The organism is Pseudomonas sp. 22072, from assembly GCF_052046095.1.
GTDB lineage: Bacteria > Pseudomonadota > Gammaproteobacteria > Pseudomonadales > Pseudomonadaceae > Aquipseudomonas > Aquipseudomonas paracarnis.
This window is the reverse complement of the sequence record NZ_JBQEQE010000035.1, coordinates 1-15,121: the sequence shown is the minus strand read 5'-3', so window position 1 is coordinate 15,121 and position 15,121 is coordinate 1. Positions and strand designations below refer to the sequence as shown.

Genomic DNA, 15,121 nt, shown 5'->3' with positions numbered 1-15,121 from the left:
CACCGCTTTCGCGAGCAAGCCCGCTCCCACAATGGATCTGTGGTGTATTCAAGTGATTTGATGCCTATAAAAACAGATGTTTGTGGAGCCTCGCCGATGAAATCCTGTGAAGTCAATTTTGACGGTCTAGTGGGGCCGACCCATAACTACGGCGGTTTGTCATTCGGCAACGTCGCGTCCCAAAGCAACAGCCAGCAGTCTTCCAACCCGAAGGAAGCGGCGTTGCAGGGCCTGCAGAAAATGAAAGCCCTGATGGACATGGGCTTTGTGCAAGGTGTATTGGCGCCCCAGGAGCGCCCGGATGTAGCCGCCTTGCGCAGCTTGGGTTTCAGCGGCACCGACGCTCAGGTGATCGAGCAGGCTGCCAGGCAGGCCATGCCTTTGCTGGTAGCGAGCTGCTCGGCATCCAGCATGTGGGTAGCCAACGCCGCCACCGTCAGCCCAAGTGCCGACACCGCAGACGGTCGTGTGCATTTCACCGCTGCCAACCTCAATTGCAAATACCACCGCAGCATCGAGCACCCCACCACCAGCCGAGTGCTGGGGGCGATGTTCTCCGATGGCAAGCATTTCGCTCACCACGCCGCCTTGCCGGCCGTGGCGCAATTTGGCGATGAAGGCGCGGCCAACCACACGCGTTTCTGTCGTGAGTACGGCGAGGCGGGCGTCGAGTTTTTCGTCTTCGGCCGTAGTGCTTTCGACCCCCGTTACCCGGCCCCGCAGAAGTACCCGGCGCGCCAGACCCTCGAAGCCTCCCAGGCCGTTGCGCGCCTGCATGGCTTGAAGGATGATGGTGTGGTCTACGCCCAGCAGAACCCTGCGGTGATCGATGCCGGTGTGTTCCACAACGATGTGATCGCGGTGGGCAACGGCGAGGTGCTGTTCTATCACGAGGATGCGTTCCTCAATACCGAACAGATGCTCGCCGAACTGCACGGCAAGTTGAGCAAGCTGGGCGGCAACTTCCAGTCGGTGTGTGTGCCCCGCGCGTTGGTCAGTGTCGAGGACGCGGTGCGTTCCTACCTGTTCAACAGCCAGTTGCTGACTCGTCCTGATGGTTCGATGCTGCTGATCGTGCCGGAAGAGTGCCGCGCCAATGAGCGCGTGTGGCAGTACCTGCAAGGCTTGACCGTTTCCGGCGGGTTGATCCGCGAAGTCAAGGTCTTCGACCTCAAGCAAAGCATGCAGAATGGCGGTGGGCCGGCGTGCCTGCGCCTGCGCGTGGCGTTGAACGAAACCGAGCTGGCGGCCGTGAACCCAGGGGTTATCATGACCGCGCCGTTGTACGAAACCCTGACCCATTGGGTGGGCAAGCACTACCGTGACAGCCTGCGCGAAACCGACCTGGCTGACCCGCAGTTGCTGCTTGAGTGCCGGACGGCACTGGATGAACTGACGCAAATCCTTAAACTGGGCTCGGTTTATCCTTTCCAGATCAATTAATGCCACACGGCTGAGATATTTTATTTATGACCGACACCCTGAAACTCATCCTTGAAGACACCGACGGCACCCAGCTGGAAACCTCCTGCACCCGCGTCGCCGTGGTCTGGCAGGGCAAGGAGATCTGGATCCAGCACGATGGCCGCGGCCAACTGCTGATTGGCGTAGACGTAGAGGAGGGCGACGCCGAGTACGCCAACCTGCTGATGCGCCCATTGGCCACCAACCTGATGAGCCTGCAACTGGAAATGGAACCGGCCGACGTTGAAGGTGACGACGATCACGTCCATGGCCCAGGCTGCAACCACTAAGGAAGCTGCTTATGCTCGCCCTCGGCAAACTGCTTGAACTGACCCTCGCCGGTCGTGAACCGGCGCAAAAAATTCAACTGACTGTCGACGGCGTGCAGATGCGCTGGCTCAGCGAAGGCGCGCTTGAAGTGCGTCCTCCTGAAGCTCTGGACAACGGCAGCGACTTGCTGTTGTCGTCCGGCATCCATGGCAACGAAACCGCGCCGATCGAATTGCTCGACCGCCTGTTGCATGGCATTGCCCGCGGGGAGATCAAACCCCGCACCCGTATTCTGTTCCTGTTCGGTAATACCGAGGCCATGCGCCGCGGTGAGCGTTACCTCGAGCTGGACGTCAACCGGCTGTTCAATGGCCGTCATGAACAAAACATTGGCCCCGAAGCCATGCGCGCCGCCGAGCTTGAGCAATTGGCCCGCAGCTTTTTCAGCCTGCCTGGCCGCTCGCGCCTGCATTACGACCTGCACACCGCGATTCGTGGCTCGAAGATCGAACAATTCGCGCTGTATCCCTGGAAGGAAGGGCGCCAGCATTCGCGCCACGAGCTGGCACGCCTGCGCGCTGCCGGTATACAAGCGGTGTTGCTGCAGAATAAAACCTCGATCACCTTCACCGCGTTTACCTATGAACAGTTGGGCGCCGAGGCCTTCACCCTTGAATTGGGCAAGGCGCGACCATTCGGGCACAACGAGGGTGTAGACGTGCGTCTCCTGGAGGCTCGCCTCACGCAGATCATCGAGGGCACCGAGCCTGTGACCGAGAGCCTGGACGGCCTGCAGCTGTTTGCCGTGTCCCGTGAAGTGATCAAGCACAGCGACGCGTTCCTGTTGCACCTGCCGGCGGATGTGGAAAACTTCTCGCCGTTGGCCAAGGGCTACCTGTTGGCCGAAGACGTGGCCAAGACCCGTTGGGTGATCGAGGAGGAGGGCGCGCATATCATTTTCCCCAACCCGAAGGTCAAGAATGGCCTACGGGCGGGGATATTAATTGTGCCGACCTCAGAAGACGCCGCGGAGCTTAAACAGGGTTAAAGGAATACTGTTTGCGCGGCGGCATGTTCAGTTCTTCGCGGATACCATTCTCACTGAATGACACCGGGTTGGAATTGGTGGGTGGAGTCGACGGGTCGTTGTCGAAGTCGAAAGGGGGGGCGTCTGTAGGCAGGCCCACCGCCTGCAGTTCGCTGTTGCGGATGAGCGGACGGGCCTTGTCGCCGTCGACACCGTCCTCGCTGTATCCTGGCAGGGTGGTTCCGGTGACCGCGTTGTACGCATGGCACAGCTCGTGATAAAGCAACGGTATGTTGGTCATTCGATTGCCGATGAACGTCGGATTGTAGTAGATCGAACCACCGTAGGCCGGTATGCCCCGTTGATTATTCTCAATGAATGACCTGGGTTCCGATTCGTTGCTCGGCGCAAACAGCCCGTTGCTCTCATCTTGCAACTCATAGATATTGATTGGGGTGCCGCCTATCAATTGCGCGGCGTACAGCGCTTGCAGCAATTGTTGCCCGTTCGGCGATTGGGCCAGCAGCGAGAGGTCATCGTTTACTCGTTGTTGAAACTGGAGGCTACCGACTACTCGAACGCCGCTGTGGATCAGAGGGTAGTAATTGATATCGGTCACCCGCGCTTGCTGGACATCTATTGGCGAGCTGTTCCCTGATGTGGAAGCGGGCACGCTGAACTGCTGCGCAGCAACAAGGATGGTGTTGGAGTCTTTGAAGACTATGTCCCTCGGCTTGAGCTGAAGTGCCAGATCCATGCCGTGTCCGGCATACATCACATTGCTGTGCGGGCCTGCCTGTAAAATATCATCGCCTGGCCCACCCACCAGGATGTTGTGCTTGCCTCCCCCTGTCAGATGATCATGGCCCTCTCCGCCATTGATAAAGGCCTGCCCTTGGGCGCCAATGACGGTATCGTCCCCCGCGCCGGAGTAGACCGTCATGTCACCGTCGGCGAGGGCAACAACCTTGTCGTTTCCATCACCTGCCTCGATATAGCAGGCGCCTCGCCGAGTCAGGATCATATCTTCGCCGGGGCCGGCGAAAATGCGCGAGTAGCCGCCTCCGGCCCAGATGCGATCACTGCCTTCACCGGCGTCGATCAGGATGGGGTGGGTGACATCGTCGGCAACATTAATTAGGTCATCACCGCCCTGTGTCCGGAACACCACGAACTGATTGAGCCCGTTCAGGGTGACATGGAAACGTTGCGTATTGACTATGACGCTGAGGCCTTCACCTTCGCCTTGCGCGGGGAGGTCGACGCAGATTCGGTCGGCTTTATCGGTGGTTGTGAACACAAGGTAATCGTGCAGTTCATCGGCCAATTCGCGCTCGACAAGCACGGTATTATCGGCATGCAGCGTGATGAACGCTAACGGCAGTTGGGCGTGCGGGCCCCTTTGGAGGTTTTTGGTGCGGTTGATGGGGTCGCTGATTCGTCCGTCAATCATCCAGACGTTATCGGGAGCGCGCGGAGCGCTTGGAAGGGTAATCTCAGACATGCTGACTCCGTTGATGATGGGAACTCTTTTGAGGTAAACCTCAAAACCATTACATCGTCGGTACATCAATCACTGGTTTTACTTATATATATGCCCTGTCGATCCAAGGAAACTCGGCTGGACAGGGCTCGGATGCAATCAGCTAACGCGCTTTTGCGGCTCGCTTTGATAGATCGCCCGCACTTTGTGCAGGGTATCGGCGCAGGTACGCGCAGCTTCCTGACCCTTGTGCACGAAGTGCTCATAGAAGAACGTGGTGTGCTCGCTGCCGGCATGGAAGTGGTGCGGCGTCAGGGACACCGAGAACACCGGCACTTCAGTTTCCAACTGCACCTGCATCAGGCCGCTGACCACTGATTGCGCGACGAATTCGTGACGGTAGATGCCGCCGTCCACCACCAGCGCGGCAGCGACGATCCCGGCGTAACGGCCGGTCTTGGCCAGCAACTTGGCGTGTAGGGGCATTTCAAAGGCGCCGCCGACTTCGAAGAAGTCGATGTCCGATTCCTGATAACCCTGGGCGATCATTTCGGCGAGGAAGCCTTTGCGCGACTGGTCGACAATATCCTTGTGCCAGCAGGCCTGGATAAACGCGACGCGCTCGCCGTGATGGTTTTTGCTTTTGCTGTCGATTGCGGTGGGTTGCATGTTCTGACTCCTGTTTAAGAAAAAAACAGGGCGTTATGAATCGAATGGGATTTAAGGGTACGCATGCGCAAACAGGCGCGCGGCCCTTAGGTGCCAATCCCGTTCTCTCTTCATCCGGACTATGACCGTCGGCCCCGGGATCACACCGGGTCTGCTGACCTCGTCGCCGTCCTGCCTGAGCAGTTCGAGGCGCCAAGCGCTCGCGGGCTATGCACATTGCGTGCAATTACCGCCGGTGGGGAATTGCACCCCGCCCTGAGAACGTTGCCACCAGAACCCTGGCGGCGGAGAGTTTTTAACATGGTTTTTCGAAAACTGCACGGCTGCCGTCTCGATAACTTATATCGGTTTGATTGGTTGGTATTCGAATGAATGCAATAGGGGCTTGATATTCCGTGGCTTTGCCCGCAGTAATCACACACAAAAGGACTTATCCACTCCGTTAGAGGCCCCCTTCATGACCGTGATCGACCTGCGCAGCGACACAGTGACCCAACCTACCCCCGGCATGCTCGACGCAATGGCCAGCGCCGTCAGCGGCGATGATGTTTATGGTGAAGACCCCAGCGTCAACCGCTTGGAGGCCGAGTTGGCCAAGCGCCTGGGCTTTGCCGCGGCGCTGTTCGTACCCACCGGCACCATGAGCAACCTGCTGGCGTTGATGGCTCACTGTGAGCGCGGCGAGGAATACATCGTCGGCCAGCAGGCCCACACCTACAAATACGAAGGTGGCGGTGCGGCGGTGCTGGGGTCGATCCAGCCGCAGCCCCTGGAAGTGCAAGCTGATGGCTCCCTTGATCTGAACCAGGTGCTTGCAGCCATCAAGCCCGACGACTTCCACTTCGCGCGCACGCGCCTGCTGGCGCTGGAAAACACCATGCAGGGCAAAGTGCTGCCGCTGGATTATCTGGCCAAGGCCCGGGCATTTACCCACGAGCACGGCCTGGCCCTGCACCTGGATGGCGCCCGCCTTTACAACGCAGCAGTCAAGCTGGGGGTGGATGCGAGAGAAATCGCCCAGCACTTCGATTCGGTGTCGGTGTGCCTGTCCAAGGGCCTCGGCGCGCCGGTCGGTTCGGTGCTGTGTGGCTCGGCGGCGCTGATCGCCAAGGCTCGGCGCTTGCGCAAGATGGTCGGCGGCGGCATGCGCCAGGCCGGCTCACTGGCGGCGGCGGGGTTGTATGCTCTGGATCATCAGGTGCAGCGCCTGGCTGACGACCATGCCAACGCGCAATGGCTGGGCGATGAGTTACGCAAGGCCGGCTACAGCGTCGAGCCGGTGCAGACCAATATGGTGTATGTGCAGGTAGGCGATCAGGCGCAGGCGCTGAAGGCCTTTGCGGCCGAGCGTGGGGTCAAGTTGAGTGCCGCGCCGCGCCTGCGCATGGTCACCCATCTGGACGTCAGCCGGGCGCAGATCGAGCAAGTGCTGCAGACATTCGTCGCGTTTTCGCAGAAATGACAGTGCAGGCCGTCTAATTGACTGTTTCTATCACATAAACACGCTGTACCACCGGCAAAGGGCCGATATAATGCGGCCCTTTGCCGTCGCTCCGTCTGATGATGTTGCGCACTGGCCTTTGGCCGCAGCCTCCGTGGAAGAACCTAATGAAAAGCGCAGAAATCCGTGAAGCCTTCCTTCGCTTCTTCGAAGAGCAAGGTCACACCCGTGTAGCCTCCAGCTCCTTGATCCCAGGCAATGACCCAACCCTGCTGTTCACTAACGCGGGGATGAACCAGTTCAAGGACTGCTTCCTGGGCCAGGAAAAGCGCGCCTACACCCGCGCTACCAGCAGCCAGAAGTGCGTACGCGCCGGCGGCAAGAACAGTGACCTGGAAAACGTCGGCTACACCGCTCGTCACCACACCTTTTTCGAGATGCTGGGTAACTTCAGCTTCGGCGACTATTTCAAGAAAGACGCGATCACGTTCGCCTGGACCTTCCTCACCGGCGTGCTGAAGCTGCCCAAGGAAAAGCTCTGGGTCACCGTGTACGCGACGGACGATGAAGCGTATGACATCTGGACCCAGGAAATCGGTGTACCTGCCGAGCGCATGATCCGTATCGGTGACAACAAAGGCGCGCCCTACGCGTCCGATAACTTCTGGACCATGGGCGATACCGGCCCGTGCGGCCCGTGCACCGAGATTTTCTACGATCACGGCGACGATATCTGGGGTGGCCCGCCAGGTTCGCCGGAAGAAGACGGCGACCGTTACATCGAGATCTGGAACAACGTGTTCATGCAGTTCAACCGCACCGCCGATGGCGTGTTGCATCCGCTGCCGGCACCGTCGGTGGACACCGGCATGGGCCTGGAGCGGATCAGTGCGGTGATGCAGCACGTTCACTCCAACTACGAAATCGACCTGTTCACCAACCTGCTGAGCGCCTCGGCGGCGGCCATTGGCTGCGCCAATGAAGGCCAGTCTTCGCTCAAGGTGGTGTCGGACCACATCCGTTCCTGCGGTTTTCTTATCGCCGACGGCGTGCTGCCGTCCAACGAAGGCCGTGGCTACGTGCTGCGTCGCATCATCCGTCGCGCGTGCCGCCACGGTAACAAGCTGGGCGCTACCGGCAGCTTCTTCTACAAGATCGTGGCCGCGCTGGTTGCCGAGATGGGCGATGCCTTCCCGGAACTCAAGCAACAGCAAAGCAACATCGAGCGGGTGCTCAAGGCTGAAGAGGAGCAATTCTCCAAGACCCTGGAGCATGGCCTGAAGATTCTGGAACAGGACCTGGCTGAGCTCAAAGGCACCGTGGTGCCGGGTGATGTGGTGTTCAAGTTGTACGACACCTATGGTTTCCCGATGGACCTGACTGCCGACATCGCCCGCGAGCGTGAGTTGACCGTCGACGAAGCCGGTTTCGAGCGTGAGATGGAAGCCCAGCGCGTGCGCGCACGTTCGGCCAGCTCCTTTGGCCTGGACTACAACACCCTGGTCAAGGTTGACGTACCGACCGAGTTCACCGGCTACAAGGCGACTGCGGGCTCGGCCAAGATCGTCGCCATCTATAAAGACGGCAAGTCGGTCGACGTGTTGAGCGAAGGTGAAGAGGCGGTTGTGGTACTGGACCAGACGCCTTTCTATGCCGAGTCGGGTGGCCAGATTGGCGATTGCGGTTTCCTGAGCTCGACATCCGGTCGTTTTGATGTGCGCGACACCACCAAGACCGGCGGGGCTTTCCTGCATCACGGTGTGCTGGTGCTGGGCAACTTTACCGTGGGCGCACCGGTAGACACCCAGGTGGATGCCGACGTACGGCATGCCACGGCGTTGAACCATTCGGCCACTCACTTGCTGCACGCCGCGCTGCGCCAGGTACTGGGCGAGCACGTGCAGCAAAAAGGTTCGTTGGTGGACAGCCAGCGCCTGCGTTTTGACTTCAGCCACTTTGAAGCGATCAAGCCTGAGCAGATCAAGGCCTTGGAAGACATCGTCAACGCCGAGATTCGCAAGAATACCCCGGTTGAAACCGAAGAAACCGATATCGAGACCGCCAGGAATAAAGGCGCCATGGCGCTGTTTGGCGAGAAGTACGGCGACGAAGTCCGCGTACTGAGCATGGGCGGCAGCTTCTCGGTAGAACTCTGTGGTGGCATCCACGCCAACCGCACCGGCGATATCGGCCTGCTGAAGATCATCAGCGAAGGTGGTGTGGCCTCGGGCGTACGTCGTATTGAAGCGGTAACCGGTGCTGCGGCCCTGGCTTATCTCAATGCAGCCGAAGAACAACTCAAGGAAGCGGCCGGCCTGGTCAAGGGCAGCCGCGACAACCTGATCGACAAGCTGTCCGCCGTGCTGGAGCGCAACCGTGCGCTTGAGAAACAGCTGGAGCAGTTGCAGGCCAAGGCGGCGAGCGCTGCGGGCGATGACCTGTCGGCCGCGGCGGTTGACGTCAAGGACGTAAAAGTCCTGGCTGCGCGCCTGGACGGCCAGGATGGCAAGGCGCTGTTGGCCTTGGTCGATCAGTTGAAGAACAAGCTCGGCCGCGCAGTGATCCTGCTCGGCAGTGTCCATGAGGATAAGGTCGTTCTGGTTGCTGGTGTAACCAAGGACCTGACTGGCCAACTCAAAGCCGGTGATTTGATGAAGCAAGCCGCTGCGACAGTGGGCGGCAAGGGCGGTGGTCGTCCGGACATGGCGCAAGGCGGTGGTGTCGATGCCGCAGCCCTGGACGCGGCGCTGGCCTTGACCGTGCCATTTGTCGAGGCAGGTATTTAAAGCACTGTTAACCGGCCCGTGGTCTGTCTAGTCACGGGCTTGTTCAGTGCGGGTGGATTGGAAATTAGGCGCCCCTTTACGGGCTGAGGCGGCTTGGAAATGGCTTTGATCGTACAGAAATTTGGAGGCACCTCGGTCGGTTCTGTCGAAAGAATCGAGCAGGTCGCCGACAAGGTTAAGAAGTTCCGCGATGCTGGCGATGACCTGGTAGTGGTGCTGTCGGCCATGAGTGGCGAGACCAATCGCCTGATCGATCTGGCCAAGGCCATCAGCGGTGATCAACAGCCGCTGCCGCGCGAGCTGGATGTGATTGTCTCCACGGGCGAGCAGGTAACCATTGCGCTGTTGGCCATGGCGCTGAACAAGCGTGGCGTGCCAGCGGTGTCCTACACTGGTAGTCAGGTGCGCATTCTTACAGACAGCGCACATACCAAGGCGCGGATCCTGCAGATTGATGATCAGAAAATTCGCACTGATCTCAAAGCAGGCCGTGTGGTAGTTGTAGCGGGTTTCCAGGGCGTGGATGAGCACGGCAACATCACCACGCTGGGTCGTGGCGGTTCGGACACCACCGGTGTGGCCCTGGCGGCAGCGCTCAAGGCTGACGAATGCCAGATCTATACCGATGTGGATGGCGTCTACACCACTGACCCACGCGTCGTGCCAGTGGCCCAACGGCTGGACAAGATCACCTTTGAAGAAATGCTGGAAATGGCCAGCCTTGGTTCCAAGGTGTTGCAGATTCGTGCGGTGGAGTTCGCCGGCAAGTACAACGTTCCGCTGCGCGTATTGCACAGCTTCAAGGAGGGTCCGGGCACCCTCATTACTATTGATGAAGAGGAATCCATGGAACAGCCGATCATTTCCGGCATCGCTTTCAATCGCGATGAAGCCAAGCTGACGATCCGTGGCGTGCCAGACACCCCAGGCGTGGCTTTCAAGATTCTGGGGCCTGTCAGCGATGCGAATGTTGAAGTCGACATGATCGTGCAGAACGTTTCGCACGACAACACCACCGATTTCACCTTCACCGTGCATCGCAATGAATACGATGCAGCATTGAAAATCCTGCAGAACACTGCGAGCGAGATTGGCGCGCGTGAAGTGGTCGGCGATACCAAGATTGCAAAGGTGTCGATCGTCGGGGTGGGCATGCGGTCCCATGCTGGCGTTGCCAGCCGTATGTTCGGGGCTCTTGCCAAAGAAGGTATCAACATCCAGATGATTTCCACCTCGGAAATCAAAGTCTCGGTCGTCCTCGAAGAGAAGTACCTGGAGCTGGCTGTACGCGCGCTGCATACGGCTTTTGAGTTGGATGCGCCGGCCCGACAGGGCGAGTGATGCATTGCCAGGAAGGCGCGGTTTACCGCGCCTTTCATTTTTTTGTGGGGTACATGGTCTTTTGCATGGGCTCGACAATACTTAGCGAGTAGGGCTACGACCTTTTGGTTGTAGGTCGAATGCTTTTTTTTTGCAGACTGTTGTTCCTGAACTGAAATGCGTGAGGTGAAAGGTATGCTGATTCTGACTCGTCGTTGCGCAGAAAGCCTGATTATCGGTGATGGCGAAATCACTGTGACCGTGCTCGGCGTCAAAGGCAATCAAGTACGTATTGGGGTTAACGCTCCGAAAGAGGTGGCGGTCCACCGCGAGGAAATCTACCTGCGGATCAAGAAAGAGAAGGACGAAGAACCAAGCCTTTAATTTTTATCGTTTTTTATGTTTGCAAACGGGGAGGAACGTGGTTAATATACGCCCCGTGTTGCGGAGAGCTGGCCGAGTGGCCGAAGGCGCTCCCCTGCTAAGGGAGTACACCTCAAAAGGGTGTCGGGGGTTCGAATCCCCCGTTCTCCGCCATTATTTGCTTAGTACGTTGCAATCTGGTTTTTTCGGTAAGTTGTTGAAAATACTCGAAAAAATAGCTTTACATAGAGATTGAACGGCCTATAATGCGCGGCAACAAATGCACTCGTAGCTCAGCTGGATAGAGTACTCGGCTACGAACCGAGCGGTCACAGGTTCGAATCCTGTCGAGTGCACCATTTAAGAGTTAGTTGCAGCGATGCAGGTAGCTTGGCTTCAACCAGTTGTGATCTGGTCTAAAAACACAATCTGCACTCGTAGCTCAGCTGGATAGAGTACTCGGCTACGAACCGAGCGGTCACAGGTTCGAATCCTGTCGAGTGCACCATACAAACAAAAAGCCCGCCTAGTGCGGGCTTTTTGCCGTCTGGGGTTTGTATAGGCTTTATCCGGCGTCCTCCTTTTTCTCCCTCCTCATGTGTTTTCCCATGCGTCTGCGTCGTCGCAGTTCATAGATGCAGCCAATACTGAGCTTTGGCGTGCAAGCGCTTGTTCTTTCCAGTTTTTTAACGTTTAAAACGTCCGGGCGGTGTATCATGCGCCCGTCAGCCCCGCCGGGGCTTGTGGAATACCTCCATGGACTTACCCAGTAGTTACTCAGTACCCCGTTTTACCAATCATGAATTGACTGATTGATCCTTCCGGCGTGCCCCGCTGCTGGGAGTGGAGTTCGCCTATGACCGAAGTAGAAGTAAAGAAAACACAAGAAAGCCTGCAGGATCGTCTGGCTCAAGTTATCGAGCTGCTGCAGCGCCAGCGCGTGGTCGAAGACCTCACGCACCGCCAGGAAGGTCCGAACCACGACCGCGTCGAAAACCTGGTTCACCGGCAAAACCTCGTCGAGTTGCAACGCAAGCTCGATGACCTGCACTCCGCCGACGTCGCCTACATTCTTGAAGCCTTGCCGTTGGATGACCGACTGACCCTGTGGCAGTTGGTGAAGGCTGATCGCGACGGTGACATCCTTCTGGAAGTATCGGACTCGGTGCGTGAGACGCTCATCGCCGACATGGATGACCACGAACTCCTGGCTGCCGCCAAGGAGATGGATGCGGACGAGCTTGCTGACCTGGCCCCTGAGCTGCCCCGTGATGTTGTCCATGAGTTGATGGAAGCGCTCGACACGCAGCAGCGTGAGCGTGTGCGTTCCGCGCTGTCGTACGACGAGGATCAGGTCGGCGCCCTGATGGACTTCGAGATGGTCACCATCCGCGAAGACGTCAGCCTGGAAGTGGTGCTGCGTTACCTGCGCCGCCTCAAAGAGTTGCCCGGCCACACCGACAAATTGTTTGTGGTCGACTATGAGGGCATCCTCAAAGGCGTTTTGCCGATCAAGCGCCTGCTGGTCAATGATCCGGAGAAAAAAGTTGCTGACCTGATGGCCAGCGATACCGTGAGCTTCCACCCGGACGAAGATGCCTACGACGCGGCCCAGGCATTCGAGCGTTACGACTTGATCTCGGCTCCGGTGGTTGATAAGAACGGCAAGTTGATCGGTCGTCTGACCATCGATGAAATCGTCGACTTGATCCGTGAGGAAAGTGAAACCGAAGTCCTCAACATGGCGGGTTTGCGTGAAGAGGAAGATATTTTCGCGTCGGTCTGGCGTTCACTGCATAACCGCTGGGCTTGGCTGGCTATCAATCTGATTACCGCGTTTATCGCTTCTCGCGTGATCGGGTTGTTTGAAGGCTCCATCGAGAAGCTGGTTGCCTTGGCGGCGTTGATGCCGATTGTGGCGGGCATTGGCGGCAACTCCGGGAACCAGACCATCACCATGATCGTGCGCGCCATGGCGCTGGACCAGGTCAGTACCGCCAATTCCTCACGGCTGTTGCGCAAGGAACTGGCTGTAGGCCTCATAAACGGATTGGTGTGGGGGGGCGTGATTGGCGTGGTGGCCTACTTGCTCTACGGCAGTTGGTCCCTAGGTGTGGTCATGACTGCGGCCATGACCCTTAACCTGTTGCTGGCGGCCTTGATGGGGGTATTGATCCCCATGACCCTGGCGCGTCTAGGTCGCGATCCCGCCATGGGTGCCAGTGTGATGATCACGGCCATGACTGACAGTGGTGGTTTCTTCATCTTCTTGGGCCTGGCAACGATCTTCCTGCTCTGACCCTTCCCGCGGGGGCAAACCTGCCCTCGCTTTGCTTCTTATTCCCAAACTCGACGCAAAAAAAAGCCAGCACAGGGCTGGCTTCGGCTTTCAGGTGTCAATCAATTGGCTTCTGCGGCCGCCTCCACGTCGTGCGCGATCAGCGAGACGAGAGCATTTTGCTGGCGGTGGGAGAGTTGACGAAAACGCTGCAGCAGTTCGCGTTCGTGCAGTGACAGCTCGGGGCTGTCCAGGCGCATGCTCAACTCTTCACCCAAGGCACCTTCCTGAATAAGGCTTTGTTCCAGGCGTGCGATGATTTCGGAGTTCATGCTGCGGTGATGATTGCGAGCCACCTCGGCAATGCGTTCCCGCATTCCGTCTGGCAGACGTACGACGAATTTGTCAGCCGTACGGCTGGAATAAATTGCCTGTTTCAATGGGCGCATATATTTAACCGGTTAGTTCAGGGGAGCGGTTTCTGGAATTGGCCGCAAGATGAGTGTTAAGACAAGGCTCACGACCAAAGTTCAACGCGAATTGCAAAGAGGCCGCATCATGCCTCAGATTTGCCATTTCATTGGCGTCAATTCTGTGACAAATATTGAACCGCCTAAAGGCTTTATGCCAGTACTGATTTGCGTTTTTGCGGACTGGTTGGAAAAATTTCCTGCAGCTGCAGCGAAGCTCGGCAACCTTCGTCCAGGCCAGCGCGGAATCTGAGTCGAAGGGTGTCCTTTCTATAGGGGTATGGCCTTTTGCCCGCAAGCTTAAGGTTAGTAGCTGTTCGGCTATTTACGAGTGTCAGGCGACATAAGGTAGGGAGAAGGGGCGGCGGGGGGAGGGCTAGCGAAGGAGTGGATCGAATTTGATTCGGCGACCCTTGATGAGTGCAATTATCAGTAGGCTGCCCAGCACGGCGCTTGCGACGAAGGCTAGGATTTGAGCTTGTTGTGAGGTGGCTCCCAGGCCTAGTGCGGCGGACATGAGGGTCAGGCACAGAAATAACCAGGCAGATTTGGACATGAATATTTTCTCAGAAAACCCAATGCTCGGCCGCTGGGGCAGATTGGGTTTCTTGGGTCAGGCGAATGGGGGGCTGGGGGTTGGCAGTCATCAGTGCGAGTTGAGGGCGCTGTTGCAGATGGTGGGGAATGGCTTGGCTGATTTGCGCGCCGTCTTCAGTATTGGTCGGCTGAAAATGAAACGTCACCACCGCGGCCAGTGCCACAGCGTTCAGTGCTAATAGAAGGGCGCTGTTCATAGTCATGGTCTCCACGGTGCCTGGAACGATTGGTTGTGTATGTATGACTTAGCAGATGTCGTGCCAACCTATTAGGCCAATAAAAACAAAGAGTTAGATTTGATTTGTGGGGTTTTGAGGTTGCAGTTTGCAATGATGGCATATTGGCGCAGTGCAATTTGCACGATGCATCTGGAGGCCTTGGTCTGCAGCGAGAGGCTTTGAATGCATTCGCAGGGATCGGCCTACATTCAAAATGCCAACGGACGACATGACAAAACCAGCCTCGGCCGTTAAGATGCACGCCGTCTGTCGCTAGCCCTTCCGGGTAAGCATTTGTCCCAGTAGCTCAATTGGATAGAGCATCCCCCTCCTAAGGGGAAGGTTGGCCGTTCGAACCGGCCCTGGGACACCATCTCTGTTGAGCTTTCCCTTTCCGGTATTCGCCGGTCTAAAAAAACAGTCTTTCTCGCTCCTCGCTTTCGCAGGTCTCGGCCGGGCTTCTTCCGGTTGGAGTTCGATGCATTTGTGTGGGAGGGGGTATTCACGCCCTAGGGCTATACGCTTCTTCTTATATAGAAGAGGCGGCGAGGCATCCTGATTTTATAGGCGAATGGGTTTTTAGCTTTTTTGCGGATAAGGGGTTGACGTTCATGGCGATCCCTGTAGAATTCGCCTCCCGCTTACGAGAGATCGAAAGCGCAAGTGGTTGAAGTTGTTGAAGAAATCTTCGAAAACTTCTGAAAATAACCACTTGACAGCAAATGAGGCTGCTGT

14 protein-coding genes, 4 tRNA genes and 1 riboswitch are annotated in these 15,121 nt (G+C 57.6%); of the genes, 13 read left to right on the top strand and 5 right to left on the bottom strand.

Annotated elements, in window-relative coordinates; all coding sequences use genetic code 11:
- Positions 1–96: 96 nt before the first annotated feature.
- From astB to astE, 3 genes are read left to right on the top strand one after another with little or no spacing between them, the layout of a single operon-like run.
- Positions 97–1,443, top strand: coding sequence for an N-succinylarginine dihydrolase (gene astB / locus ACTJLA_RS24350; RefSeq protein ID WP_197901181.1), 1,347 nt, complete (start codon positions 97–99; stop codon positions 1,441–1,443).
- 26 nt (positions 1,444–1,469) lie between these two features.
- Positions 1,470–1,754 carry a hypothetical protein gene (locus ACTJLA_RS24345; protein ID WP_054922326.1) on the top strand — a complete coding sequence of 95 codons (285 nt, stop codon included), beginning with the start codon at positions 1,470–1,472 and terminating at the stop codon, positions 1,752–1,754.
- Between the two features lie 11 nt (positions 1,755–1,765).
- Entirely contained in the window at positions 1,766–2,782 is a 1,017-nt protein-coding gene (gene astE, locus ACTJLA_RS24340) for a succinylglutamate desuccinylase (protein ID WP_054922329.1), read from the top strand.
- On the opposite strand, the gene ACTJLA_RS24335 is transcribed toward astE, so the two are convergent.
- Together ACTJLA_RS24335 and ACTJLA_RS24330 are read right to left on the bottom strand one after the other, a co-directional pair.
- Positions 2,769–4,265: a M91 family zinc metallopeptidase gene (locus ACTJLA_RS24335; protein ID WP_157717964.1), complete on the bottom strand. Its 1,497-nt coding sequence runs from the start codon at positions 4,263–4,265 to the stop codon at positions 2,769–2,771. The genes astE and ACTJLA_RS24335 overlap by 14 nt on opposite strands.
- 138 nt (positions 4,266–4,403) lie before the next feature.
- Positions 4,404–4,913 carry a 6,7-dimethyl-8-ribityllumazine synthase gene (locus tag ACTJLA_RS24330; RefSeq protein ID WP_054922336.1) on the bottom strand — a complete coding sequence of 170 codons (510 nt, stop codon included), beginning with the start codon at positions 4,911–4,913 and terminating at the stop codon, positions 4,404–4,406.
- Positions 4,914–5,010: 97 nt separating this feature from the next.
- A riboswitch (FMN riboswitch) is annotated at positions 5,011–5,180 on the bottom strand.
- Between the two features lie 190 nt (positions 5,181–5,370).
- Here ACTJLA_RS24330 and ltaE point away from each other — a divergent pair.
- The 8 genes from ltaE (at position 5,371) to mgtE (ending at position 13,122) form a co-directional block, all read left to right on the top strand.
- Positions 5,371–6,375, top strand: a complete 1,005-nt coding sequence (gene ltaE / locus ACTJLA_RS24325) for a low-specificity L-threonine aldolase (RefSeq protein WP_034128464.1) — start codon at positions 5,371–5,373, stop codon at positions 6,373–6,375.
- Positions 6,376–6,521: 146 nt separating this feature from the next.
- Positions 6,522–9,140, top strand: coding sequence for an alanine--tRNA ligase (gene alaS, locus ACTJLA_RS24320; protein ID WP_089042794.1), 2,619 nt, complete (start codon positions 6,522–6,524; stop codon positions 9,138–9,140).
- A 99-nt stretch (positions 9,141–9,239) separates the two neighbouring features.
- On the top strand, positions 9,240–10,481 hold the full coding sequence (locus ACTJLA_RS24315; protein WP_003193595.1) for an aspartate kinase: 1,242 nt from the start codon (positions 9,240–9,242) through the stop codon (positions 10,479–10,481).
- 174 nt (positions 10,482–10,655) lie between these two features.
- Complete coding sequence (csrA, locus tag ACTJLA_RS24310; RefSeq protein ID WP_003175645.1) at positions 10,656–10,844, top strand: carbon storage regulator CsrA; 189 nt, start codon at positions 10,656–10,658, stop codon at positions 10,842–10,844.
- Positions 10,845–10,906: 62 nt separating this feature from the next.
- Positions 10,907–10,997 (top strand) — tRNA-Ser (locus tag ACTJLA_RS24305).
- A 108-nt stretch (positions 10,998–11,105) separates the two neighbouring features.
- A tRNA-Arg gene (locus ACTJLA_RS24300) sits at positions 11,106–11,182 on the top strand.
- 72 nt (positions 11,183–11,254) lie between these two features.
- Positions 11,255–11,331 (top strand) — tRNA-Arg (locus tag ACTJLA_RS24295).
- 348 nt (positions 11,332–11,679) lie between these two features.
- Positions 11,680–13,122: a magnesium transporter gene (gene mgtE, locus ACTJLA_RS24290; protein ID WP_003193593.1), complete on the top strand. Its 1,443-nt coding sequence runs from the start codon at positions 11,680–11,682 to the stop codon at positions 13,120–13,122.
- Positions 13,123–13,223: 101 nt separating this feature from the next.
- Here mgtE and ACTJLA_RS24285 read toward each other — a convergent pair whose 3' ends face one another.
- Positions 13,224–13,550, bottom strand: coding sequence for an Arc family DNA-binding protein (locus ACTJLA_RS24285; protein ID WP_003193592.1), 327 nt, complete (start codon positions 13,548–13,550; stop codon positions 13,224–13,226).
- Between the two features lie 49 nt (positions 13,551–13,599).
- Here ACTJLA_RS24285 and ACTJLA_RS24280 point away from each other — a divergent pair, with 49 nt between their 5' ends.
- The gene (locus ACTJLA_RS24280) at positions 13,600–13,824 is read left to right on the top strand and encodes a hypothetical protein (RefSeq protein WP_106117681.1); all 225 of its coding nucleotides are present in this window, start codon (positions 13,600–13,602) and stop codon (positions 13,822–13,824) included.
- A 123-nt stretch (positions 13,825–13,947) separates the two neighbouring features.
- Here the strand turns inward: ACTJLA_RS24280 and ACTJLA_RS24275 are convergent, their stop codons facing one another.
- Together ACTJLA_RS24275 and ACTJLA_RS24270 are read right to left on the bottom strand one after the other, a co-directional pair.
- Complete coding sequence (locus ACTJLA_RS24275) at positions 13,948–14,127, bottom strand: PA3371 family protein (protein WP_054896749.1); 180 nt, start codon at positions 14,125–14,127, stop codon at positions 13,948–13,950.
- A 10-nt stretch (positions 14,128–14,137) separates the two neighbouring features.
- On the bottom strand, positions 14,138–14,365 hold the full coding sequence (locus ACTJLA_RS24270; RefSeq protein WP_054896750.1) for a hypothetical protein: 228 nt from the start codon (positions 14,363–14,365) through the stop codon (positions 14,138–14,140).
- A 317-nt stretch (positions 14,366–14,682) separates the two neighbouring features.
- On the opposite strand from ACTJLA_RS24270, the gene ACTJLA_RS24265 reads away from it, so the two are divergent.
- A tRNA-Arg gene (locus tag ACTJLA_RS24265) sits at positions 14,683–14,759 on the top strand.
- Positions 14,760–15,121: the final 362 nt, after the last annotated feature.

Bases quoted from the DNA above. Each gene is read 5' to 3' on its own strand.
- astB (WP_197901181.1), top strand. From the start codon at position 97: ATGAAATCCTGTGAAGTCAATTTTGACGGTCTAGTGGGGCCGACCCAT.
- ACTJLA_RS24345 (WP_054922326.1), top strand. From the start codon at position 1,470: ATGACCGACACCCTGAAACTCATCCTTGAAGACACCGACGGCACCCAG.
- astE (WP_054922329.1), top strand. From the start codon at position 1,766: ATGCTCGCCCTCGGCAAACTGCTTGAACTGACCCTCGCCGGTCGTGAA.
- ACTJLA_RS24335 (WP_157717964.1), bottom strand. From the start codon at position 4,265: ATGTCTGAGATTACCCTTCCAAGCGCTCCGCGCGCTCCCGATAACGTC.
- ACTJLA_RS24330 (WP_054922336.1), bottom strand. From the start codon at position 4,913: ATGCAACCCACCGCAATCGACAGCAAAAGCAAAAACCATCACGGCGAG.
- ltaE (WP_034128464.1), top strand. From the start codon at position 5,371: ATGACCGTGATCGACCTGCGCAGCGACACAGTGACCCAACCTACCCCC.
- alaS (WP_089042794.1), top strand. From the start codon at position 6,522: ATGAAAAGCGCAGAAATCCGTGAAGCCTTCCTTCGCTTCTTCGAAGAG.
- ACTJLA_RS24315 (WP_003193595.1), top strand. From the start codon at position 9,240: ATGGCTTTGATCGTACAGAAATTTGGAGGCACCTCGGTCGGTTCTGTC.
- csrA (WP_003175645.1), top strand. From the start codon at position 10,656: ATGCTGATTCTGACTCGTCGTTGCGCAGAAAGCCTGATTATCGGTGAT.
- mgtE (WP_003193593.1), top strand. From the start codon at position 11,680: ATGACCGAAGTAGAAGTAAAGAAAACACAAGAAAGCCTGCAGGATCGT.
- ACTJLA_RS24285 (WP_003193592.1), bottom strand. From the start codon at position 13,550: ATGCGCCCATTGAAACAGGCAATTTATTCCAGCCGTACGGCTGACAAA.
- ACTJLA_RS24280 (WP_106117681.1), top strand. From the start codon at position 13,600: ATGAGTGTTAAGACAAGGCTCACGACCAAAGTTCAACGCGAATTGCAA.
- ACTJLA_RS24275 (WP_054896749.1), bottom strand. From the start codon at position 14,127: ATGTCCAAATCTGCCTGGTTATTTCTGTGCCTGACCCTCATGTCCGCC.
- ACTJLA_RS24270 (WP_054896750.1), bottom strand. From the start codon at position 14,365: ATGAACAGCGCCCTTCTATTAGCACTGAACGCTGTGGCACTGGCCGCG.